Raw genomic sequence first — 21857 nt, 5'->3', positions numbered from 1 at the left:
GCCCATTATAAAGGAGGGAATTGGACTTGGCCATTACCCGAAGAGAATTCTTAAAACTATCAGCCCTTTCCACTGCTGTATTAATGACTGCCGAGCTTGGCTTAGATAATAGTAAAGCTTATGCGCAGGCCCAAAAGTACCGGATCAAAACTGCCAAAAAAACTCCAACCTTATGTCCTTTTTGCAGTGCCGGCTGCGGTATGCTTGCCTATACCGATACCAAAACGGGAGAATTACTTTATGTGGCCGGGGATCCGGACCATCCAGTAAACCGCGGCGGTGCTTGCAGTAAAGGAGCTTCAATATACCAGATTAGGAACATTGCGCCCGGTAAACCCAATCCCAAAAGACTTACCAAGCCTCTTTATCGGGCTCCGGGGAGCAAAGAGTTTAAAGAGGTTACCTGGGAATGGGCAATTTCGGAAATTGCAAAACGAATTAAAGATACGAGGGATCGGACTTTTATAAAAGAGGAAGACGGAATAACCGTCATGCGTACCGACCATATTGCTTGTTTGGGCGGTGCAGCTCTGGATAACGAAGAAACCTATCTTTTACAAAAATTGATGCGCGGACTTGGGGTAGTATATATTGAACATCAGGCCCGTCTCTGACACAGTTCTACGGTTGCCGGTCTGGCACCAACCTTTGGTCGTGGAGCTATGACCAATCACTGGATAGATTTAAAAAATACCGACTGTGCCTTAATTATTGGCGCTAACCCCTTTGAAAACCACCCGGTTTCAGCCAAGTGGTTAATGGAAGCCAAGGTAAAACGGGGAGCTAAAATCATAAGTGTTGACCCCAGATTTACCAGAACTTCTTCGAAGGCAGATATTTATGCTCCTTTGCGAGCGGGGACCGATATTGCCTTTATTGGCGGCATGATTAACTATATCTTAGAAAATGAGCTGTACGACCACGATTATGTTGCAAATTATACCAACGCTTCGTTTATAGTTCACGATGATTATAAATTTACCGATGGCTTATTTAGCGGGTACGACCCCAAGGAGCGTAAGTATGATTTTTCCACCTGGGAGTATAAGAAAAATGAAAAGGGGGAAATTGAAAAAGACCCTACCTTAAAACATCCGCGGACGGTATTTCAACTTTTAAAGCAACATTTTTCCCGCTACACTATCGACAAAGTATGCGAAATTACCGGGACACCCAGAGAAATTTACCTGGAAGTCATCAAAACCTTTGCCGAAACGTCGCAGAAGGGTAAGTCCGGTACGATTATGTATGCTATGGGAGGAACTCAGCACAGTTGCGGTTCCCAAATAGTTAGAAGCTATGCCATCTTACAGCTTTTATTGGGCAACGTGGGTGTTCCTGGAGGCGGAGTGAATGCGCTTAGAGGGGAATCTAACGTTCAAGGTTCTACTGACTTTGGCTTGTTAAGTAATAATATTACAGGTTATATTAATAGTCCTATTGCTCAGCCAGAACATAAGGACTTAAAAGCTTACTTGGAGAGTGAAACTCCGAAAACCGGCTTTTGGAGCAATAAGCCGAAGTTTTTTATAAGCTATTTAAAAGCAATGTATTATGATAAAGCTACCAAAGATAACGAATTTGGTTATCAGTGGTTACCCAAAAGACATCCGAAGAAAAACTACACTTATATCGGCTTATTTGAAAACTTAGCTAAAGGCGAATTAGAGGGGATGCTTTTATTTGGCCAAAACCCCATTGTGGGCGGGCCGAATTCCAACCGGGAAAGGGAAGCTTTAAAAAATCTTAAATGGATGGTAGCGGTAGACCTTTTTATGACCGAAACTATGCGCTTCTGGACCGAGGATGCGGGAAGTAAACCGGAAGAAGTGCAAACCGAAGTATTTGTTTTACCTGCCGCTGCTTCCTTTGAAAAGCAGGGGAGCATTGCTTCTTCCGGACGGTGGATTCAGTGGCGCTGGAAAGCGGTCGAACCTCTTGGAGAGGCAAAGGCTGACCTTGATATTATTCACATGCTGGCTTTGGAATTAAAGAAACTTTATGCCAGTAGTCAAAGACCGGAAGATGAGCCTATTAAAAATCTTTACTGGAATTACGGTAACACTAACGAGTGTGATATCGACCGTGTGGCCCGGGAGATAAATGGTATAGATCTTACCACCGGAAAACAGGTGGAAAACTTTTTAAAGCTTGCCGATGATGGCAGTACCCTTTGCGGAAACTGGATTTATTCTGGTTTTTATCCGGAAACGGGGAACCTGGCCCAAAGAAGAGAACAGGACGACCCCAGCGGTCTTGGGCTTTATCCAAAATGGGCTTATGCCTGGCCTTTAAACCGGCGGATTTTATACAACCGGGCTTCGGCGGATCCATCGGGCAAGCCGTGGCATCCGGATAAGGCGGTTATCTGGTGGGATGAAAACCAGAAAAAATGGGTTGGTTATGATGTTCCCGATTTTAAAGCGACAATAGGTCCCGATGATCCGGCTTTTGTCAATCCCTTTATTATGCAAACCGATGGTAAAGGCTGGCTCTTTGTTCCTCAGGGCAAATTAAAAGACGGACCGTTCCCGGAACACTACGAACCCTGGGAAAGCCCGGTGCAAAACTTGCTTTCGTCGGTTCAAAATAACCCGGTAATTAAAATTTGGCGGCCGGAAGAACAAAGTGATGCTCAAAATTATCCATACATTGCGATTACTTATAGGGTATCCGAGCACTGGCAGGCCGGGGCGATGACCAGAAACCTGCCCTGGCAGGCAGAATTAGTTCCGGAAATGTTTGTGGAAATTGGGGAAGAACTGGCCCGGGAACTGGGTGTAAAATCCGGGGACGAAGTAATCGTTGAAAATAAACGGGGCTCTATCAAGGTAAAAGCTTATGTTACCAAACGGATGAAACCTTTAATGGTAAATGGGGTTAAGCGGCATCAGGTAGGTTTGCCCTGGCACTTTGGTTTTGAAGGTTTAGTTACCGGAGAAATTGCCAATAAACTCACTCCTTATCTGGGGGATGCCAATACCATGATTCCCGAATACAAGGGGTTCCTGGTCAACGTAAGGAGGGCTAAATAATGAACGGCATGTTTATTGATACTTCCCTTTGTGTTGGCTGCCGGGGCTGCATGACTGCCTGCAAAAGCTGGAACGAATTACCCGGGGAAAAAACGACTTTTACCGGAAGTTTACAGAGTATGCCCGATACCACCCCTAAAACTTATACATTGATTAAATTTTATGAACGTGAAGAAAACGGGCGGATTCGTTTTGACTTTTTTAAACAGCAGTGTTTTCACTGCCGTGATGCGGCCTGTGAAAAAGCTTGTCCGGAAGATGCAATCTATCATACCAAAGAAGGGGCGGTAGTGCGGGATTACGACCGGTGTATAGGCTGTGATTACTGCCAGAGGGCGTGCCCCTTTAATATCCCGCGGATTGACACTCAAAACAAAAAAATGCATAAATGCACCTTGTGTTTTGACCGGTTAGAAAACGGAGAAATTCCGGCTTGTGCCCAGACTTGTTCTCCGGGAGCTATTAAATACGGCAACCGGGATGAGCTGTGGGAGGCAGCCCAAAAGCGGCTGGCGGAAGTTAAAAAAGAGTATCCCAAGGCTAATCTTTATCCTTCCGATAAAAATGCTTTGGGAGGAACCGGGGTATTTTATCTTTTACTTAACGAGCCGGAGTTCTACGGTCTTCCGGCCGAGGCAAAATTAAAAACTACCTTTTCCCTCTGGCATGACGTGGTGAGACCTTTAGGGAAAATTGTACCAGGGATAGCGCTTGGGGCTACCGTTATAGCGGCGGTTGCTAATTCGGTAAAAAAACAACGGGAGGAGGGACACGGTGAGTAATAAAGTTTTCCGGTTTAATAAAACAATGCGTTTTTTTCACTGGTCGTATATTACCTTTTATTTTCTTTTAGCTATTACCGGAGCTTTTTTATACTTTGATTTTCTTGATTGGTTAAGACCCCTTTTTGGCGGAGCTCAGGGGGCCAGAATTGTTCACCGGGTAGCAGCGGTGGGGCTGATCCTTTCGCCGATTATTTCTTTCCTTTTAAATCCCAAAGAAATTTGGGAAACTTTAAAATATGCCTACTCCTGGAAAGCATCGGATCTAAAGTTTTTTGGCGAGTTTATCAAAGAGTTCTTTGGGGGTCATGCCCATTATGAACCCCAGGGTAAATACAATCAGGGGGAAAAATTAAACATTGTTTTACAAAGTTTGGGATGGCTTTTATTTATCGTCAGTGGTATAGTACTATGGCGTTTTGAAAGCTTTTCGCCCGAAGTGGGGATGATCGCCTTAATCGGCCATGATATAGCGTTTATCTTTACCCTGGCTTATGTTATTGGCCATGTCTACCTGTCCCTCTTCCATCCGGTTACCAGACCGGCTCTTAAAGGGATGCTTACCGGTTACGTGGATGAAGAATATGCCAAAAATCACCATCCTTTGTGGTATAATGAGGTAAAACAGGAAAAACCGGTTAGGGGAAAAGAAAAAACCAAAACCAAAGCGCTTTCTCTTGAAAAATGATAAGCGGGGGCATTTACTGCCCCCGGTTTTATCTTTTTAGAAAATGGGGGAGAAAATATGGATGCCAAAAAACTTGTAAGCACTATGGAAAAGTTAATTGCCGGGTTTGATGAAAAACTCTTATTAAATATTTCGTGGAATGGAAAGTTGCCAGTAACGGATAATGTAGAAGTGGAGTTTAATGAAGAAAAGATAATGGAATTTTTAAAGAGGGTAAATTTAGAATTAATTTCTTTGAAGCTTATTAACCGAAAAATTAATTTTCCAGGCTTAATTACGAATTTTAAAGATAAAGGAAGTTTTCTAAAGCTCTTAAAGGATAATTTGGAGGAAGGGTTTTGGGAACAATTTGCCTTAAAGCAAAAGGTAAAAAAAGAAATTCTGGCCTTACATTTTTTGATTTTAAGAAGAAAAATGTTAAGGGAGTTAAGTAATGCAATACAAAATAACCAATCAAATCACCAAAACTGTCCTACCTGTGGTACTTTACCGGGTTTTGCTGCGATTACACCTACCGGAGAAAGAATTCTTTTTTGTTTAGAATGCCAGACTCAGTGGCGTTATTATCGCTTAGGCTGCCCAAAGTGTGGCAATAAGTTCCATGAGGATTTCATCGAAATTCATCCCGAAGGCCAAGAAGAAACCCCTTACTTTGGTGAAGTTTGCAAAAAATGTGGAAGCTATTTAAAAACCAAAAAACTAAAAAGTAATGAAGAAAAAATTAATCCCAATCTTGAGGATGTGGAAAGCCTTTTTCTCGATTATCTTATCCCAAAGAAAATAAATTATTAAAAAAATTTAGGAAGTTTGTTAAAATAAAAGAGTAAAGGGGGTTTTGGTATGGAGGAAGAAATCAAAAATGAAGTAATCAGGGCGGCTAAAGACGGAAAGCTTCCCTGCAAAGTAGCTTTGGAGTTAGCCAACCGCTTAAATGTTCCGCCCAAAAAAATAGGTGATGCTGCTAATGAACTAAAAATAAAAATTTCAGCCTGTCAGCTGGGCTGTTTTAAATAAACGGTGACGTCATATGAAAGAACTTTTAAATTTAATTACTCCGGAAGAAGCATTAAAGCTCTTAAAAAGTAATTTTAAAGTGTCGTTAAAAGCTACTGAAATAGAACTCTCCCAGGCTTTTGGCAAAATTTTAGCAGAGCCGGTAAAAGCCCTGGAAAATATACCTCCATTTTCTCGCTCTACGGTTGATGGTTATGCGGTTTTTGCGGAAGACACTTTTGGCGCAACGGAAACTTTTCCTGTACTATTAAAGCTAAAAGGCGAAATAGGAATGGGGGAGGTTCCGGAATTTGCTCTGGGACCCGGGGAAGCGGTGCGGATTTTTACCGGTGGGGCCCTGCCGGAAGGGGCCGATAGTGTAGTGATGGTCGAGCATACCGAACTGTTTGACTCCGAAACTGTTTCGGTTTTAAAACCGGTGGCACCGGGAGAAAATGTTATTGCCGCGGGAGAGGATTTTAAAGAAGGGGAAGTGGTTTTGGAAAAGGGGACGAGAATTCGTCCTCAGGAACTTGGGGTTTTGGCTGCGCTGGGTTACAGCAAGGTTACCGTTTATAATTCTTTAAAAGTAGGAATTATTTCTACCGGTGATGAACTGGTTCCGGTGGAAACCAAGTTAAAACCGGGACAAATTCGGGATACCAATGCCTATCTTTTGGTGGGAAGAATTCTTGATTTAGGGATGCAACCGGTGTATTTTGGCATAGTCCCCGATAGATTTGAAGAGCTAATTAAAGCAATCCAGGCAGCCCTCCTGGAAACCGATATCGTTCTTTTATCCGGCGGTACTTCCATGGGGGTAAAGGATATGGTAGTGGATGCTATAAATAGCCTGGGGACTCCCGGGGTTTTATTCCATGGTCTTGCCATAAAGCCCGGAAAACCCACCATAGGCGGAGGTATCAACGGCAAACCTATTCTTGGTCTTCCCGGCCATCCCGCTTCAGCTTTAATGGTTTTTGAGCGAATCGGTGTGCCCTTTTTACGCTATCTTTCCGGGTTAAAAAGTAGCTATCAGCCCCGGGTAAAAGCCACCTTAACTTTAAATCTTCCTTCCAAAACCGGTCAGGAAGATTTATACCGGGTAATGTTAATCCAGAAAGAACAGGGCTATTTAGCCACTCCAATTTTAGGCAAGTCGGGATTAATAAATACCTTAACCCGGGCTGATGGTTATGTAATGGTGCCGTTAGATATTGAAGGGCTGCATGCCGGGGAAGAAGTGGAAGTTATTTTGTTTTAGGGGGTTTAGAGAAATTGGCCTTTTATTTAAACCAGGTACCTTTTGAAGAGGCATGGGAAAATTTCGAAAGCGAACTTTTAAATGTTAATTTTTTTCATCCCCGGGAAGAAGAAATTGAAACCGTTTTGGCGGTGGGACGGATAACTTGTGAGCCGGTTCTGGCCAAGCGTTCCAATCCTCATTTCAATGCCTCGGCGGTGGATGGTTTTGCCGTCAAGGCTAAAGACACCTTTTATGCCCGGGAGACAAGTCCAATTTTATTAAAAATCGGTGAGTCATGTATAAGGGTTGATACCGGAGACCTTATCCCCGAAGGATTTGATGCGGTAATTATGGTGGAAGATGTCCTTTATCCAGAACCTGGAGTGATTTCGGTAATTAAACCGGTAACTCCCGGAACAAATATCCGTTTTCTTGGGGAAGACTTTAATGAGGAGGAAGTTTTGCTACCGGCTTTTGCCAAGGTGAAGCCTGCTGACATTGGGGCCCTTCTGGCGGGCGGAGTAAAGACGCTTAAAGTGTTAAAAAAATTAAAAGCTCTTTTTATTCCTACCGGCGATGAAATAATCCCGTTTACAGAAACGCCAGAGCCCGGGCAAATTCCCGATACCAACTCTTCCTTTATTAAAGCTGTTCTTGCCGAATACGGGTATGAAACTTCCATTCATCCTATTGTCAAAGATGACCCGGAGCTTTTGTATAAGACGGTAAAGGATAATTTAGAGAAATACGACGTAATAATTATTAATGCCGGCTCTTCGGCCGGACGGGACGATTATGCTGCTAAAGTGATTGAACGTTTGGGGCGGGTTTTAGTCCATGGCCTTGCTACCAAACCCGGTAAACCAACCATTTTAGGAATTGCCGGAAATAAACCGGTAATCGGACTTCCTGGTTTTCCCTTATCGGCTTATTTGGTCTGTGAAATAATCTTAAAACCTCTGGCGGAAAAGTATTACAAAAATAAGTTTCACGACTATGGCAAAATTAAAGCAACATTAACTAAAACTTTAATATCTACCACCGGAGTAGATGATTTTGTCTGGGGAAAAGTGAGCCGGGTAGCCGGCAGGTATTGTTTTACACCCTTATCTCGCGGAGCCAGTGTCAGCTCCACTCTTTTAAAAGCCAATGCTTTACTCAGGATTCCTCGCTTTTCCGAAGGGTATAAAGAGGGAATGGAAATCGAAGTAACCCTTAAAGAACCACCGGCGGAAGTGGACCAATACCTGACCGTTACCGGAAGTCATGATCTTTTACTGGACCTTATAGATTCTTTCTTACGGGAAAAATACGGAATTAAACTTAGTTCTTCACATGTTGGAAGCTTAAACGGTATTGTGGCAATTGAAAAAAATTACGCTAAGCTTGCCGGGGTGCATTTATTAGATCCGGCAACGGGGGATTATAATCAAAGTTATGTGGAAAAAAGACTAAAAGGTTATGTTCTTATAAATTTAAGTTTACGGGAACAGGGTTTAATCGTTGCCCGGGGAAACCCCAGGAAAATTTCCGGTCTTGCCGATTTAGTAAAACCAGGGGTTACCTTTGTCAACCGGCAAAAAGGCTCCGGAACCCGGGTGTTTTTGGATTACCTGTTAAATAAAGAAAACATCAACCCCCGTCAGATTTCCGGATATGATCGGGAAGAATACACCCACCTGGCGGTGGCGGCGAAAGTAAAAAATGGCCTTGCCGATTGCGGGTTGGGAATTTATGCTGCTGCTAAAATCTTTGACCTGGATTTTATTCCGTTAGGAGAAGAACGGTATGACCTTTTGCTGCGGGAAGATACTTTGGAAGATCCGCAGGTTAAGAAATTGTTAGAGGTAATAACCAGTGAAGAATTTAAAAAAGAAGTAGAAAGAATAGGCGGATATAAAACTACGCTAACAGGACAAATTGTGGGGAAAGGATAGGATTATGGAGATAGTAAAAAAAAGAAACATTATTCGTTATTTTGATGGACGCCTGGAAGAAAAAGAAGATTTACTGGTGGATGAAGCGCCTCTTACCATTTATTTTAACGGGGAAGAACTGGTAACCCTGCTCTGTACTCCGGAATACCAGGATGAATTGGCCGTAGGTTTTTTAGCGGCGGAAGGATTAATCAATCGCCGGGAAAACTTGGAGAAAATTACCGTTGACCGGGAGCAGGGGCTGGTGTACGTGGAGTATAAGGGAAATGCCCGGCGGGGGGAACTATTTTTAAAACGGTACATTACTACCGGTTGCGGTAAGGGAACTACTTTTTACAATGCTTTGGACCCGGTGTCTTTAAAACCGTACCGGGGAAACGTGCGGGTTTCTGCAGAAAAACTTTTTGCTTTAATGAAAGAAATGCAGCGCCGTTCCGAACTGTACCTTACTACCGGTGGGGTGCACAGTGCGGCGTTATGCGATGCTGAAAAAATTTTATTGTTCCGGGAAGATGTAGGTCGCCACAATGCTGCCGATAAAATTATGGGATATGCCTTTTTAAACGGCATTAATTTAGATGATAAAATCTTTCTTACCTCCGGCCGCATTTCTTCGGAGATAATTTTAAAAGTTGCCAAAATGGGCATCGGGATGATTGTTTCCCGCTCGGCCCCAACGGAACTGGCTCTTAAGCATGCCGAAGAGTTAAATTTAACCGTGGTGGGTTTTGTCCGGGCGGGCCGCTTAAATATTTATACCGGCAGGGAAAGAATTTTATTATAAAAAGAGGAAATTTGGGGTCTTTGGTCGAATTATTATTACAAAAAAATAAGCTGCTCCGAGTATTTTCACCTAAAGCATTAGGCCATGGTGAAAATACCGCAGGGTACCTTAGGGAAACCGGGGTGCCTCCCGTTTTGGAAAGGAGTTATCAAAGCGCCTTTTTAAAACGGGGCGCTTTTAATTTTAGGAGGCTAAAGAAATGCTTGATTCTTTTAACCGGGAAATAAATTATTTGCGGATTTCGGTTACCGACAGATGTAACCTTAACTGTTTTTACTGTAAACCCGGAAATTTTCAAGAATTTTCGCCGGGAGATATTTTAACCTTTGAGGAAATTTTAGAGGTGGTTCAGGCTTTTTTACCTTTGGGCTTAAAAAAAGTGCGGATTACCGGCGGCGAGCCATTGGTTAGAAAAAATCTTTTATATTTAATAGAAAATATTGCAGCTTTACCGGGTATCGATGACTTAGCCCTCACTACCAACGGTATCTTGTTTCCCCGCTACGCTCAAGATTTAAAAAGTGCTGGGCTTTCGCGGGTAAACTTTAGCCTTGATAGCTTGAATCCGGACAAATTTCGCTCGATTACCGGCGGCGGCGAGTTAAAAAATGTGCTGGAAGCCATAAATCTTGCCCTGGAATTGGACCTTACTCCGGTAAAAATAAATACGGTTTTATTAAGAGGTATTAATTTAGACGAAATCGATGCTTTCGTGGATTTTATCTTTCGCTATCCGGTGCACTGGCGGTTTATTGAACTTATGCCATTAAATGACCGGGAAAAGTGGCAGCGGCAATTTGTTTCGGTGAAAGAAATCTTGGAAATCATCTCAGCCAAATACAAACTAATTCCGGGGAAAACGGTGGGTGGCGCGGGGCCGGCCCGCTATTATGAAGTGCCGGGAGCATTGGGAACGATTGGGGTAATTTCTCCCCTGTCCAATCATTTTTGTGAATACTGTAATCGCCTCAGGCTTACCTCTACCGGTAAGTTAAGGCTTTGTCTGGCCAAAAACCAGGAAGTTGATATAAAAAGCCTTTTACGGTCCGGGATTTCGCAAGAGGAGTTGACCGGAGTTTTGCGGGAGGCAATTTTAAGAAAACCCAGGGCCCATGAGTTTGGCGATAAGGACTTTTTAGGAACAATGGCCAACATAGGAGGTTAATGCGATGGAACTTACCCACTTTAATGAAGAAGGACGGGCGCGAATGGTGGAGGTGACCGAAAAGCAAGAAACGGTACGGACAGCGGTAGCTGCCGGAGAAATCACCATGCGCCCGGAAACTTTAGAACTGATTTTAGATAAAAAGGTCGCTAAAGGGGACGTGCTGGCGGTAGCGCAGGTGGCCGGGATAATGGCGGCCAAAAAAACCGGTGATTTAATTCCGATGTGCCACCCTTTAAACTTAACCGGAGTGGACATAAGTTTTACTATTAAAATGCCCGATACCATTGAAGCAAAAGCTAAAGTTACCTGTGTGGGCAAAACCGGGGTTGAGATGGAAGCGTTAACTGCCGTTTCCGTGACCCTTCTTACTATCTATGATATGGTGAAAGCCGTAGAAAAAGGCATGGTGATAAAAAATATCCGGCTTTTAGAGAAAACCGGTGGTAAGAGCGGCGATTATAGAAGGGAGGAATAAAAGTGGGCAGAGTGGTAGCGGTTAATATCAGCGAGAAAAAAGGAATGCGCAAAAAAAATATTGAGCGGGCATATTTAAGGGAAAACCACGGCATTGAAGGGGATGCCCATGCCGGGGACTGGCACCGGCAGGTAAGTTTGCTGGCCGTAGAAAGCATTCAAAAAATGCGGGATTTAGGCCTTAAGGTTAATCCCGGGGATTTTGCCGAAAATATCACTACCGAAGGGGTGGACTTATTAAGTCTTCCTGTCGGGACCAAAGTAAAAATTGGCGAGGCCTTAACGGAAGTTACGCAAATAGGTAAAGTCTGTCACACCCGCTGTGCTATCTACTATCAGGCCGGTGATTGCGTGATGCCCAAAGAAGGCATCTTTGTCAAAGTATTAAAAGGCGGGGAAGTTAAGGTTGGGGATCCGGTGGAGGTAATTGACCATGATTAAAGTGGGCGTTCTTACTTTAAGCGATAAGGGTTCTCGGGGAGAGCGGGAAGATAAAAGCGGCCAGGTCATCAAGGAAATGGTCCGGGAGATTGATGGGGTGGTGGTGAAGTATGAAGTTATCCCCGATGAGTACGAATTAATCGTTAAAACCTTAATTTCCTGGTGCGACGAAGAAAAGTTAGATTTAATCCTGACCACCGGTGGTACGGGTCTATCTCCCCGGGATGTGACTCCAGAAGCTACTAAAGCCGTAATTACCCGGGAAGTGCCGGGAATTCCCGAAGCGATGCGCATGGCTTCACTGGCCAAAACCAACCGGGCCATGCTTACCCGGGCGGTAGCGGGCACCCGGGGTGGTACGTTAATCATCAACCTTCCCGGTAGTCCCAAAGGAGTGCGGGAAAACCTGGAAGTAGTCTTACCGGTAATCCCCCATGCCCTGGAAATCCTGCAGGCCCGGGGCGGCGAATGCGGCCAACCCTGAACACCGATTGCAGGGACGGTTCTTTTTTTAGGCGTTTAGACGCAAATATCGGAACCGTCCCTGTTTTTGCTGTTTGGACGTTTAAAATTGGGACCGGCATTGTGTATAAAACAGGTAATCCTGGGAAAAGATTTATTAATAGATTGACGTAAGGATATACGGTTGAAAAAGCAGGTATAATGGGTAAAAAACGAAAGATTGGAAAAAATAATCCAGAAAAATTGGCATAAATCAAGGAATATGCCCAAAATATTCCTTAATTAAAAATTTGCTTTTCGCCGGTTCTCTTTATATTATAATACTTGGTATTAGCACTCTATTGAAGTGAGTGCTAACAATACATAAGAAAAAATTACTTTAAAGGAGGGGTTATCGTGTTCAGACCGCTTCATGACAGGGTTTTGGTAAAACCACTTCCCAGCGAAGAGGTGACCAAGAGCGGGATTGTAATTCCTGACACTGCCAAGGAAAAACCCCAGCAAGGGGAAGTAAAAGCCGTGGGTTCCGGTCGGATTTTAGAAAACGGCGAGCGGGTACCCATGGAAGTAAAAGTTGGTGACCGGGTATTTTACAGCAAGTATGCCGGTACCGAAGTGAAAATTGATGGTGAAGAGTATTTAATCTTACGGGAAAGCGATATCCTCGGGATTTTAGAATAAAAAACACAAAAAAAGGAGGGGTATAAATGGCTGGCAAACAAATATTATTTAGAGAAGATGCCCGGAGAGCTTTAGAAAGAGGCGTAAACGCTCTTGCGGATGCGGTAAAGGTTACTCTTGGTCCGAAAGGCCGTAACGTTGTTTTAGAAAAGAAATTTGGTTCACCGCAAATTATTAACGACGGTGTTTCCATTGCTCGGGAAATTGAGCTTGCTGACCCTGTAGAAAACATGGGGGCGCAGCTTGTAAAAGAAGTTGCTACCAAAACCAACGATGTAGCCGGTGACGGTACTACCACCGCTACCGTTTTGGCTCAGGCTATCATTCGGGAAGGCTTAAAGAACGTTACTGCCGGTGCCAACCCGATGATTTTACGGAAAGGTATTGAAAAAGCTGTTGCCAAAGCGGTAGAAGAAATTAAGGCTATTGCCAAGCCGGTAGAAACTTCCGAAGCTATTGCCCAGGTTGCTGCAATTTCTGCTAACGACGAGGAAATCGGTAAGCTAATTGCTGAAGCAATGGAAAAAGTGGGTAAAGACGGGGTTATCACCGTAGAAGAGTCCCAGGGTCTTGGCACTACCTTAGAAGTAGTTGAAGGTATGAGCTTTGACCGGGGTTACATTTCTCCTTACATGATTACCGACCCCGATAAGATGGAAGCTATTTTAAACGATCCTTACATCCTCATCACCGATAAGAAGATTTCCGCGATTGCTGACTTACTGCCGATTTTAGAAAAAGTTGTGCAAACCGGTAAGCCCCTTTTAATCATTGCTGAAGATGTCGAAGGGGAAGCTCTTGCTACCCTGGTTGTGAACAAACTGCGCGGTACCTTGACCTGTGTCGCTGTAAAAGCTCCCGGCTTTGGTGACCGGAGAAAGGCTATGCTTGAAGATATCGCCATCCTCACCAACGGCCAGGTGGTAAGCGAAGAGCTTGGCTTTAAGCTCGAAAATGCTACCCTTTCGATGCTCGGTCGGGCTAAGCAAGTCCGGGTTAAGAAAGAAGAAACCATCATTGTTGGTGGTCAAGGTTCTCCGGAAGCTATTGAAAAGCGGATTGCTCAAATCAAGAAGCAAATCGAAGAAACCACTTCCGACTTTGACCGGGAAAAATTACAGGAGCGTCTGGCTAAGCTTGCCGGTGGCGTAGCGGTAATCCAGGTGGGTGCTGCTACCGAAACCGAAATGAAAGAAAAGAAACTCCGCATTGAAGACGCTTTGAACGCTACACGGGCAGCGGTGGAAGAAGGTATTGTAGCTGGTGGTGGCACAACCTACATCCACATCATTAAGGCTTTAGAAGAGCTTGAAAAGACCGCTACCGGCGATGAAAGAACCGGTATCGCCATTGTCCGGAAAGCTTTAGAAGAACCCTTAAAGCAAATTGCTATTAACGCTGGCCTTGAAGGTTCGGTCATCGTTGAAAAGGTTAAGACCTTACCGGTAGGCCATGGCTTCAACGCTCTGACCGAAGAATATGTTGACATGATAGCTGCTGGTATTGTTGACCCGGCTAAGGTCACCCGGAGTGCTTTACAAAACGCTGCCTCCATTGCTGCTATGCTCCTCACCACGGAAGCTTTGGTGGCTGAAAAGCCGGAAAAAGAAAAGAAAGGCCCAGACATGCCCAACATGGACATGATGTAAAAGCTTATAACCGGAGCGTAAAGGCTCCGGTTTTTTTATGGATTAAAAACATAATAGTTGACAGGATTAGTAGGAATTAATATAATGGGTTTAGAAGGACAATACTAAAATGAGGTGATTTTAATGCGAATTTACGAAGATATTACCCAGCTTATCGGCAAGACCCCGTTATTGAAATTAAAAAGAGTTACCAGAGGTGTGAAAGCAACAGTTGTGGCCAAGCTTGAGTATTTTAACCCTGGAGGTAGTGTTAAGGACCGTATCGCGTTTAATATGATTAAAGCTGCTGAAGAACAGGGGCTTTTAGATAAGGATACCGTCATTATTGAACCTACTTCTGGCAACACCGGGATCGGCCTTGCGATGGTGGCCGCAGCCCGGGGTTATCGTTTAATTATTACCATGCCCGAAACCATGAGTGTGGAGCGGCGAATGCTTTTAAAAGCTTACGGGGCGGAAATAGTTCTGACTCCAGGAGAGCTTGGAATGACCGGTGCGGTAAACAAAGCCCTGGAACTGGCTAAAGAATTTCCCAAAGCTTTTATTCCGCAACAGTTTGAAAACCCGGCTAATCCGGAAATCCACCGGAAAACAACGGCAATAGAAATCTGGGAAGATACTGATGGTCAGGTGGATATTGTGGTGGGTGGTGTTGGGACCGGAGGTACCATTACCGGAGTAGGAGAGGTTCTTAAAGCCAAAAAACCGGAAGTAAAAATTATAGCGGTGGAGCCGGCAGATTCACCGGTATTATCGGGAGGTAAACCCGGACCTCATAAAATTCAGGGAATTGGTGCGGGTTTTGTACCTAAAGTATTTAACAGGGACGTGGTGGATGAGATTATTCAGGTAGAAAGTGATGATGCTTTTGCTATGGCTAAAAAAATTGCAAAAGAAGAAGGGGTACTGGTGGGTATTTCTTCCGGTGCGGCTCTCTGGGCAGCGTTAGAAGTGGCCAAAAGACCGGAAAATGAAGGGAAACTTATCGTGGTTGTCTTACCCGATACCGGCGAACGTTACCTGTCCACACCCCTGTTTAGCTAACCCTCAAGCTTTCAAAGAGGGGGCTCTAAGATGGAGTGTGATATCATTACTACTGATTACGGTTATGTAGCCATTGCAGTTTCGGAGAAGGGGGTTTATGCAGTCTCCCTTCCTAAAGCTACTCCGAAAGCTGCCTTAGAGGAAATTGGCGTAGAGGTAAATCCTGTAAAATCCGAATTATTTTGTCGAACTGCCGAATTATTAAAGCGCTATTATGCCGGTGAGAAAGTGGATTTTTCTTCCTTGCCCCTTGATATAAGCTGGGCTTCGCCTTTTGCCCGCAAAGTCTATGAAAAGCTTCGAAAAATCCCCTACGGGGCAACCGTTTCCTATGGTGAATTAGCAGGTCTTTCGGGAAACCCGAAAGCGGTCCGGGCGGTAGGACGGGCCATGGCCACCAACAAAATTTCGGTAATAATCCCCTGACATCGAGTCCTGGCTGCCGGCGGCGGCCTGGGAGGATTTGCCGGGGGATTACCCTTAAAAGAAAAAATGCTTAAAATGGAAAAGCAGGCGTTATAACCTGCTTTTTATCTTTCTTTTTCCAAATTTAGCTGGTTATATTTTTGCAAGTCGGCAACTCTAATTTTGTAATCAACAATAGTGGGCTTAAAAATGGGGAATGGTAATACTCCATCCACTAAACTTCTCATAAACGTAGCGGTTCCAACAAGAAACCAGATAAAAATAAACTCTCCTGACATCCCAGCCGGAATTTGACATTTCTTTGCCTCCTTTGGCTCTTTTTTTAAACATTCGACAAAAAGATAAATTTACCTTGTGGTAAAATAAAAATATCTGGATTGATTGAGCTTGCTGACCAGCGGCTTTATCAAGCCAAAAATACTGGGAGAAATCAGTTATATGCTAATTTTGGAGGTATCCTAAAAATGAATTGTCCGAAGTGTGGAACTGAAGGTATTAAAGTTTTTGCCGAAACGGTGTTTAATCTTTTAAAAGATGAAGAAAAAGAACGGTTTCAGGATGGTTTATACTTTGCCTGTACCAATCCTTCTTGTCCGGTAGCTTATTTCGGGGAAAAGACTTTTGAGGTAGATTTAATAAAAACTACTCTCTGGTATAAAGATGAGGGCGATGCCGTTTATCTATGCTACTGCAAGAAAGTTTCTCGCGGGGAAATCAAGAAAGCTTTCAGGCAGGTTGGTCCGGACTTAAAGGCAATTCTGGCCCTAACGGGAGCCTGTGGCGGTGGAAAATGCCGCACCGAAAACCCCCTTGGCCGTTGTTGTCATTCGGTAATAGAGCAATATGTGGAAGAATTAAAAAAAACTTTAGCTTAGGGATATTACCTGCTAACCTTTTCTTAACGTAAATCCTTTTTGCCCGGTTTTTACTGAGTAAAAGCTTGACATAAATATTTATTTAGTAAATAATTTATAACGTAAAATATTTATAAACTTAAAAAGGAGTTGATGAATATTAACGAAGAACTAAAACAAAAGCTTACCGAAGAGCTGGTGCGTACGGTGATTCAGTTTAAAAAAGGGGACGGATTTCACGGGCAACGTTTTGGGATTAAAAAAAGTGAATTAATCTTACTTGCCACCATGCGGGAGATGTGCGGTGAAGGCATTGATGGAGTAAAAGTTTCTGATTTAAGCCAGCGGCTTAATATCACTCCGGCAGCGGTAACCCATATGTTAAATTCCCTGGAAGAAGGGGGATATATTGAACGCATTCGCGACGCAAAAGACCGGCGTATAGTCATGGTAAGACCCTCGGCAAAAGGGAAGGAAATTTTAGAACAGGGGAAAAAGGAGATTCTAAAAAGATTTTCTGGCTTGGTGGAATATTTAGGAGAAAAGGACACCAGCGAGTTAATCAGGCTTTTAAATAAAGCAAGCTATTACTTTAGAGAGGTGGCAAGATAAAATGGACCAGAATTCCAGAAGAAACATTTTACTAATTGGTTTAATCCTCGGGATGTTTTTTTCAGCACTGGACCAAACGGTGGTCGGCACTGCAATGCCGCGGATTATAGGAGAGCTCGGGGGGCTTGATATTTTAGCCTGGGTTACTACTGCATACATGTTAAGTTCTACCACCTTTGTGCCTATAGCTGGAAAACTTGCCGATATCTACGGCCGGCGGATAATGTATGTTACCGGTCTTGGCCTTTTTATGCTGGGATCCGCGCTGTGTGGAACCAGTGAAAATATGACCCAGCTTATTATTTACCGCGGTCTTCAGGGCATTGGTGGAGGAATCTTGATGCCCATGGCAATGACGATTGTAGGCGACGTTTTTCCGCCGGATAAACGGGGCAAATGGCAGGGGGTAATGGGGGCCTTATTTGGATTGTCATCAATTGTAGGTCCTTCCCTTGGGGGCTGGATTGTTGACCATACCTCCTGGCGCTGGGTATTTTATATCAATTTGCCGGTAGGCATTTTAGCAGCAATTACCGTATTTATTGGCTTAAGTGGGGAAAAACGGCTTAAAGCAGAAGCTCCTATTGACTTTGCCGGGGCTTTAACCCTGATTATTGCGGTGGCATCTCTTTTACTCGGCTTAAGTTTGGGAGGTAAAGAATATCCCTGGAATTCCTGGCAAATTATCAGTCTGTTTGCTATTTCCCTGGTATTTTTATTGATTTTCTTTAGAGTGGAGAAGAGTGCCAGGGAGCCGATTTTAAGCCTGAACCTTTTTAAAAACCGGATTTTTACCGTAGCCAACCTGGTAGGCTTTTTAATGGGCTTTGGCATGTTTGGAGCAATTATGTTTTTACCGTTATTCATGCAGGGGGTTCTGGGGATTTCCGCTACCAATTCGGGCAATACAATGATTCCCATGATGTTTGCTATGGTCTTTACCAGTATTTTGGGCGGACAATTGGTTTCGAAAGTCGGTTTCAGGAATTTATTGATTACCGGAATGGCTTTAATGACTTTAGGCTTTTACTTACTAAGTACTATGACCGTTGACACCACCCGGTTAGTGGTAACTTTGTACATTATAGTTCTGGGATTAGGAATGGGACTGGTGATGCCGACCCTGACTATTGCCGTTCAGTACGCTTTCCCTTTAGAACAACGGGGAGTTGCAACGTCGGCGACCCAGTTCTTCAGGAGTATAGGCGGGACTTTTGGAGTAACCATTTTCGGGGTAGTTTTAAATCACCGCTCCATCGAACTTTTAAAGAAAGACTTTTTGCCGGTAGTTCAAAAAATCCCGGGGCTTGCGACGGGGCCCTTTGCTAATTTTTTGGAAAAAGCCAAAACCGATCCCCAGGGGTTGTTCAATACCTTACTTCGGCCGGAAGTACTGGAAAAAATACCACCTCAGCTCAAAGAAATTATCGTACCACCTTTAAAGCATGCTTTAGCTGAATCCATCCATTATGTATTTTGGGTGGCAATGTTTATAATTGTTTTTGGCATTTTTCTTAGCTTTTTCATGGAAAATATTAAGGTTGAAAAGCAACCAGGAGGAATTATCTCTAAAGAAAAACCGGTGGAAAGTGGAGCAAAATAACTGTAAATGATTAAAAGCCTCCCGCAAAACCGGGGGGCTTATTAACATCTAATGGGGGAGGTTATACTGTTGGAAAAAGCGGTAAAATCGGCGAAACCAAATTTAGGCGTGCTTTTACTCTTATCTATGGGACATTTGGTTACCGATATGGCTCAGGGAGCTTTACCGGCTTTATTACCAATATTAAAACAGGCTTTTGCTTTAAACTATGCTAAAACCAGTCTTTTAGTATTAATGTCAAATATAGCATCGTCCGTTATTCAACCTTTTTTTGGTTACATTGCCGATAGGCGTCCCGCCCGCTGGTTATTGCCTTTAGGGTGTTTGCTGGCCGGAGTTGGTGTAGCAGTCACCGGCCGTATGCCCTGGTTTTCTTTACTGTTAATTGTAGTTACAATTGCAAGCGTTGGTGTTGCGGCTTATCACCCTGAAGGCTCCCGCGTAGCCAACCTGGCCAGCGGTGTACGCAAGGGAAGGGGAATGGCTGTATTTTCGGTGGGTGGCAATTTAGGTTTTGGTTTGGGTTCGATATATATGGCCTGGCTTTTAAGCAAAGGGGGCTTAAAGGCAACGGTTTTCTTCCTTCTGCCAAGCCTTTTAATAGCGGTCCTGTTTTTGTTTTCCTGGCCGCACCTTACTTCTCTTCGGGACGAAGTGGTGGAGAAAAAAGCAAAAGGAAATGGTCAGGGGTCTGGGCAGGAGATAAAGGCTGAAAGTAAAAAAAGAACCATTGCTGCTTTTTTCCTTCTTCTTTTATTCATTGTTTTTCGTACCTGGATGCATGCGGGTCTTTATACGTACGTGCCATTGTATTATACCGATTATTTAAAAGGCGATCCCCATTTAGCAGGTTACATTGTTTCGGTATTTTTACTTGCTGGTGCCATTGGTACATTGCTGGGAGGACCACTTACGGATATTTTAGGGGCGCCGAAGGTAATGGCCGGTTCTATGGCATTACTAATTCCGCTAATTTTTTTCTTTTCCCGTACTAACAACGGTTTTGTCTACTTTGTTTTACTTGCCTTGGTTGGGGCAACTTTAATCAGTACCTTTTCGACCACGGTGGTGCTCGGGCAGCAACTTATACCCCACAGAAAAGGACTTGCCAGCGGCTTTACTATGGGTTTTGGTGTAGGCATGGGAGGAGTGGGAGTAACTTTACTTGGGGTGCTTGCTGACCACCTGGGAGTGCCGGCGGTATTTCATGTTTTAAACATCCTGGCCGTAGGAGGATTTGTCCTGGCCTTAATACTTATACGGTATTTTCCCTGGAGTTCGAAAACTATGGAGTAGTTATTTATATGAATGATTCGTAATAGCAGGAAGGTGAAGCCGTTAGATGAATTCTAATATCTTTGAGCTTGAATACCGAATTCCTTATTACGATGTAGACTATCAAAAGAGAACCCTAATCACCAGCCTCATCAATTATTTTAACGATATAGCCTTCGTCCAAAGCGAAAACTTAGGAGGAATTGCTTATTTAAGGCAAAATAATCTCGGATGGGTTCTGATGAACTGGGATATAAAAGTAGATAGATATCCAAGGTTTAATGAAAGAGTATTAGTAAGAACATCCCCGCATTCTTTCAATAAATTTTTTGCCTATAGATGGTTTGAAATATATGATAAAGATGGAATCAAAATTGCCAAGGCCAATTCCCGGTGGCTTCTAATTAATACCGAAAAAAGAAGGCCGGTAAAAATTAACGACTATCTGTACTGGATATATGGCGTGAGTTATGAAAATAATAATAATATTCTGCCGATTGAAGAACCACAAAAGCTTTTGAGTATTGATATTGAAAAGCAGTTTGAGGTAAGGTACAGTGACCTGGACTCTAATGGTCATGTCAATAATGTAAAATATGTGGTATGGGCCTTAGATACTGTGCCTCTGGAAATTATCTCAAATTATAGTCTCCAAAGGCTTAAAGTTAAATACGAGAAAGAAGTAACATATGGTAAAACTGTAAGAGTATTAACCGGAATTCTTTCTGAACAGAAAACCATTGTAATTCTCCATAAGATTGTAGATGAAGATGAAACGGAACTATGCTTTTTGGAAAGTGTCTGGTTTTTAAATGAGAAATTGAGCTAACGAGCTTCAAGCTTAATAAGACTTTCTTCGGACATAAAATTTGTCTGAAAAAGTGGAATCAAACCACCTCCGTTTGGGCAGGATAAGCCCGGAGGTGGTATTTTTGCAAAATAAAAAAATTGAAATTTTACTAAAAACAATTGAGTTATTAAAGGCAGAACTGGCTCAATTAGTAGACGAGGCAGCGGAATTAACCAATCCAGAAGTGGTAAAGAAAAGTCAGGAGTTAGACAGGATTTTAATAGAATATTATAAGCTTCTAAAAAGTATGAATAAAGAAAATACTTAAAAGATAAGCCCGGTTTAACCGGGCTTTTTAAGCTTTATTCTTTTCTGGATAATAGGTGCACAACGTATGCGCAAAAAAGGCTTCCGGGTAAAATCCCGGAAGCTTTTTTGTATACCTGGTATTGGTGCTGCTTGAGGACGGAAATAAGTATTAATATTATTGACATATGTTCATAATAAGATTATAATAAAAGATGATAATTATGAACATATGTCAAAAATAACAAAGGTGAGATAAGAGTTACCAAGAACATCTAAATGGCGATGAAAGCTGTTTATGCTGAAAATAACGTATTTTAAACCGACAGGAATTCCTTTAAAGTAGATTGATAAAATAAAACTTACCATAAAAGAATTGGAAGCCCTTCGATTAAAAAATTTAGTGTGTTTGGTGCAGGAGGAATGCGAGTAAATATGAATGTTTCTACTCACATAAAATAACCGTCCAATGCTCAGATTTCGTGGCCAAATAGAAAAGGAATTTGTTTAGATAATGGCGAATAATTGGAGAAAAAATCTAAAGAAGGAGAAAAAGGAAAAGTCTTCGAGTAAGGTTTACGGAGCTGACACTCCCCTTACCGAAGAC

The 21857-nt window shown here is 43.1% G+C and carries 22 protein-coding genes and 1 riboswitch; all 22 genes read left to right on the top strand.

All coding sequences use genetic code 11. From position 1 onward, the window contains the following. Positions 1 to 26 precede the first annotated feature (26 nt). Positions 27 to 3035, top strand: a complete 3009-nt coding sequence (gene fdnG, locus CARFE_RS0109295; RefSeq protein ID WP_084138894.1) for a formate dehydrogenase-N subunit alpha — start codon at positions 27 to 29, stop codon at positions 3033 to 3035. Beyond that, entirely contained in the window at positions 3035 to 3817 is a 783-nt protein-coding gene (locus CARFE_RS0109290; RefSeq protein WP_028052570.1) for a 4Fe-4S dicluster domain-containing protein, read from the top strand. Before fdnG ends, CARFE_RS0109290 begins: the two co-directional genes overlap by 1 nt. After that, on the top strand, positions 3810 to 4505 hold the full coding sequence (locus CARFE_RS0109285; RefSeq protein ID WP_028052569.1) for a formate dehydrogenase subunit gamma: 696 nt from the start codon (positions 3810 to 3812) through the stop codon (positions 4503 to 4505). The genes CARFE_RS0109290 and CARFE_RS0109285 overlap by 8 nt, the downstream gene beginning before the upstream one ends. Before the next feature lie 57 nt (positions 4506 to 4562). Next, a complete protein-coding gene (locus CARFE_RS0109280; protein WP_028052568.1) occupies positions 4563 to 5297 on the top strand; it encodes a formate dehydrogenase accessory protein FdhE domain-containing protein in 735 nt (244 codons plus the stop codon). Positions 5298 to 5345: 48 nt separating this feature from the next. After that, on the top strand, positions 5346 to 5519 hold the full coding sequence (locus CARFE_RS16375; protein WP_011343727.1) for a hypothetical protein: 174 nt from the start codon (positions 5346 to 5348) through the stop codon (positions 5517 to 5519). Positions 5520 to 5532: 13 nt separating this feature from the next. Continuing rightward, complete coding sequence (locus CARFE_RS0109270) at positions 5533 to 6762, top strand: molybdopterin molybdotransferase MoeA (protein ID WP_028052567.1); 1230 nt, start codon at positions 5533 to 5535, stop codon at positions 6760 to 6762. A 14-nt stretch (positions 6763 to 6776) separates the two neighbouring features. Beyond that, positions 6777 to 8681 carry a molybdopterin biosynthesis protein gene (locus CARFE_RS0109265; protein ID WP_028052566.1) on the top strand — a complete coding sequence of 635 codons (1905 nt, stop codon included), beginning with the start codon at positions 6777 to 6779 and terminating at the stop codon, positions 8679 to 8681. A 4-nt stretch (positions 8682 to 8685) separates the two neighbouring features. Beyond that, complete coding sequence (fdhD, locus tag CARFE_RS0109260; RefSeq protein ID WP_028052565.1) at positions 8686 to 9465, top strand: formate dehydrogenase accessory sulfurtransferase FdhD; 780 nt, start codon at positions 8686 to 8688, stop codon at positions 9463 to 9465. A gap of 41 nt (positions 9466 to 9506) precedes the next feature. Next, a riboswitch (molybdenum cofactor riboswitch) is annotated at positions 9507 to 9626 on the top strand. Between the two features lie 38 nt (positions 9627 to 9664). Then, the gene (gene moaA / locus CARFE_RS0109250; protein ID WP_028052563.1) at positions 9665 to 10630 is read left to right on the top strand and encodes a GTP 3',8-cyclase MoaA; all 966 of its coding nucleotides are present in this window, start codon (positions 9665 to 9667) and stop codon (positions 10628 to 10630) included. Positions 10631 to 10634: 4 nt separating this feature from the next. Then, positions 10635 to 11108 carry a cyclic pyranopterin monophosphate synthase MoaC gene (gene moaC, locus CARFE_RS0109245; RefSeq protein WP_028052562.1) on the top strand — a complete coding sequence of 158 codons (474 nt, stop codon included), beginning with the start codon at positions 10635 to 10637 and terminating at the stop codon, positions 11106 to 11108. Between the two features lie 2 nt (positions 11109 to 11110). Next, positions 11111 to 11548: an MOSC domain-containing protein gene (locus CARFE_RS0109240; RefSeq protein WP_028052561.1), complete on the top strand. Its 438-nt coding sequence runs from the start codon at positions 11111 to 11113 to the stop codon at positions 11546 to 11548. Beyond that, entirely contained in the window at positions 11541 to 12032 is a 492-nt protein-coding gene (locus CARFE_RS0109235) for a MogA/MoaB family molybdenum cofactor biosynthesis protein (protein WP_028052560.1), read from the top strand. The genes CARFE_RS0109240 and CARFE_RS0109235 overlap by 8 nt, the downstream gene beginning before the upstream one ends. A 374-nt stretch (positions 12033 to 12406) precedes the next feature. Then, the gene (gene groES, locus CARFE_RS0109230) at positions 12407 to 12691 is read left to right on the top strand and encodes a co-chaperone GroES (RefSeq protein ID WP_028052559.1); all 285 of its coding nucleotides are present in this window, start codon (positions 12407 to 12409) and stop codon (positions 12689 to 12691) included. A gap of 26 nt (positions 12692 to 12717) precedes the next feature. Next, the gene (groL, locus tag CARFE_RS0109225) at positions 12718 to 14340 is read left to right on the top strand and encodes a chaperonin GroEL (RefSeq protein WP_028052558.1); all 1623 of its coding nucleotides are present in this window, start codon (positions 12718 to 12720) and stop codon (positions 14338 to 14340) included. A 123-nt stretch (positions 14341 to 14463) separates the two neighbouring features. Next, positions 14464 to 15384, top strand: coding sequence for a cysteine synthase A (cysK, locus tag CARFE_RS0109220; protein ID WP_011343738.1), 921 nt, complete (start codon positions 14464 to 14466; stop codon positions 15382 to 15384). 30 nt (positions 15385 to 15414) lie between these two features. Beyond that, positions 15415 to 15906: a methylated-DNA--[protein]-cysteine S-methyltransferase gene (locus tag CARFE_RS14870; RefSeq protein ID WP_257020431.1), complete on the top strand. Its 492-nt coding sequence runs from the start codon at positions 15415 to 15417 to the stop codon at positions 15904 to 15906. A gap of 368 nt (positions 15907 to 16274) precedes the next feature. Next, entirely contained in the window at positions 16275 to 16685 is a 411-nt protein-coding gene (locus CARFE_RS0109205) for a copper chaperone Copz family protein (protein WP_028052557.1), read from the top strand. A gap of 132 nt (positions 16686 to 16817) precedes the next feature. Next, a complete protein-coding gene (locus CARFE_RS0109200) occupies positions 16818 to 17276 on the top strand; it encodes a MarR family winged helix-turn-helix transcriptional regulator (RefSeq protein WP_028052556.1) in 459 nt (152 codons plus the stop codon). Between the two features lies 1 nt (position 17277). Continuing rightward, positions 17278 to 18879: an MDR family MFS transporter gene (locus CARFE_RS0109195; protein WP_028052555.1), complete on the top strand. Its 1602-nt coding sequence runs from the start codon at positions 17278 to 17280 to the stop codon at positions 18877 to 18879. Between the two features lie 69 nt (positions 18880 to 18948). Continuing rightward, positions 18949 to 20175 carry an MFS transporter gene (locus CARFE_RS0109190; protein WP_245570775.1) on the top strand — a complete coding sequence of 409 codons (1227 nt, stop codon included), beginning with the start codon at positions 18949 to 18951 and terminating at the stop codon, positions 20173 to 20175. Positions 20176 to 20221: 46 nt separating this feature from the next. Next, complete coding sequence (locus tag CARFE_RS0109185; RefSeq protein ID WP_028052553.1) at positions 20222 to 20983, top strand: acyl-[acyl-carrier-protein] thioesterase; 762 nt, start codon at positions 20222 to 20224, stop codon at positions 20981 to 20983. 103 nt (positions 20984 to 21086) lie between these two features. Next, on the top strand, positions 21087 to 21272 hold the full coding sequence (locus tag CARFE_RS0109180) for an aspartyl-phosphate phosphatase Spo0E family protein (RefSeq protein WP_034541980.1): 186 nt from the start codon (positions 21087 to 21089) through the stop codon (positions 21270 to 21272). Positions 21273 to 21857: the final 585 nt, after the last annotated feature.

The sequence above is a fragment of the Carboxydothermus ferrireducens DSM 11255 genome, from assembly GCF_000427565.1.
Lineage (GTDB): Bacteria > Bacillota > Z-2901 > Carboxydothermales > Carboxydothermaceae > Carboxydothermus > Carboxydothermus hydrogenoformans.
The sequence above is the reverse complement of the archived record's forward strand: the minus strand, read 5'-3'. Positions and strand labels throughout refer to the sequence as shown.

What these genes read in the sequence shown, in the direction of transcription:
- CARFE_RS0109185 (WP_028052553.1), top strand. Translation starts at nt 20,222, where the DNA reads ATGAATTCTAATATCTTTGAGCTTGAATACCGAATTCCTTATTACGAT.
- moaA (WP_028052563.1), top strand. Translation starts at nt 9,665, where the DNA reads ATGCTTGATTCTTTTAACCGGGAAATAAATTATTTGCGGATTTCGGTT.
- CARFE_RS0109200 (WP_028052556.1), top strand. Translation starts at nt 16,818, where the DNA reads ATGAATATTAACGAAGAACTAAAACAAAAGCTTACCGAAGAGCTGGTG.
- CARFE_RS0109195 (WP_028052555.1), top strand. Translation starts at nt 17,278, where the DNA reads ATGGACCAGAATTCCAGAAGAAACATTTTACTAATTGGTTTAATCCTC.
- CARFE_RS0109270 (WP_028052567.1), top strand. Translation starts at nt 5,533, where the DNA reads ATGAAAGAACTTTTAAATTTAATTACTCCGGAAGAAGCATTAAAGCTC.
- CARFE_RS16375 (WP_011343727.1), top strand. Translation starts at nt 5,346, where the DNA reads ATGGAGGAAGAAATCAAAAATGAAGTAATCAGGGCGGCTAAAGACGGA.
- moaC (WP_028052562.1), top strand. Translation starts at nt 10,635, where the DNA reads ATGGAACTTACCCACTTTAATGAAGAAGGACGGGCGCGAATGGTGGAG.
- CARFE_RS0109280 (WP_028052568.1), top strand. Translation starts at nt 4,563, where the DNA reads ATGGATGCCAAAAAACTTGTAAGCACTATGGAAAAGTTAATTGCCGGG.
- CARFE_RS0109205 (WP_028052557.1), top strand. Translation starts at nt 16,275, where the DNA reads ATGAATTGTCCGAAGTGTGGAACTGAAGGTATTAAAGTTTTTGCCGAA.
- fdhD (WP_028052565.1), top strand. Translation starts at nt 8,686, where the DNA reads ATGGAGATAGTAAAAAAAAGAAACATTATTCGTTATTTTGATGGACGC.
- cysK (WP_011343738.1), top strand. Translation starts at nt 14,464, where the DNA reads ATGCGAATTTACGAAGATATTACCCAGCTTATCGGCAAGACCCCGTTA.
- CARFE_RS0109235 (WP_028052560.1), top strand. Translation starts at nt 11,541, where the DNA reads ATGATTAAAGTGGGCGTTCTTACTTTAAGCGATAAGGGTTCTCGGGGA.
- CARFE_RS0109290 (WP_028052570.1), top strand. Translation starts at nt 3,035, where the DNA reads ATGAACGGCATGTTTATTGATACTTCCCTTTGTGTTGGCTGCCGGGGC.
- groL (WP_028052558.1), top strand. Translation starts at nt 12,718, where the DNA reads ATGGCTGGCAAACAAATATTATTTAGAGAAGATGCCCGGAGAGCTTTA.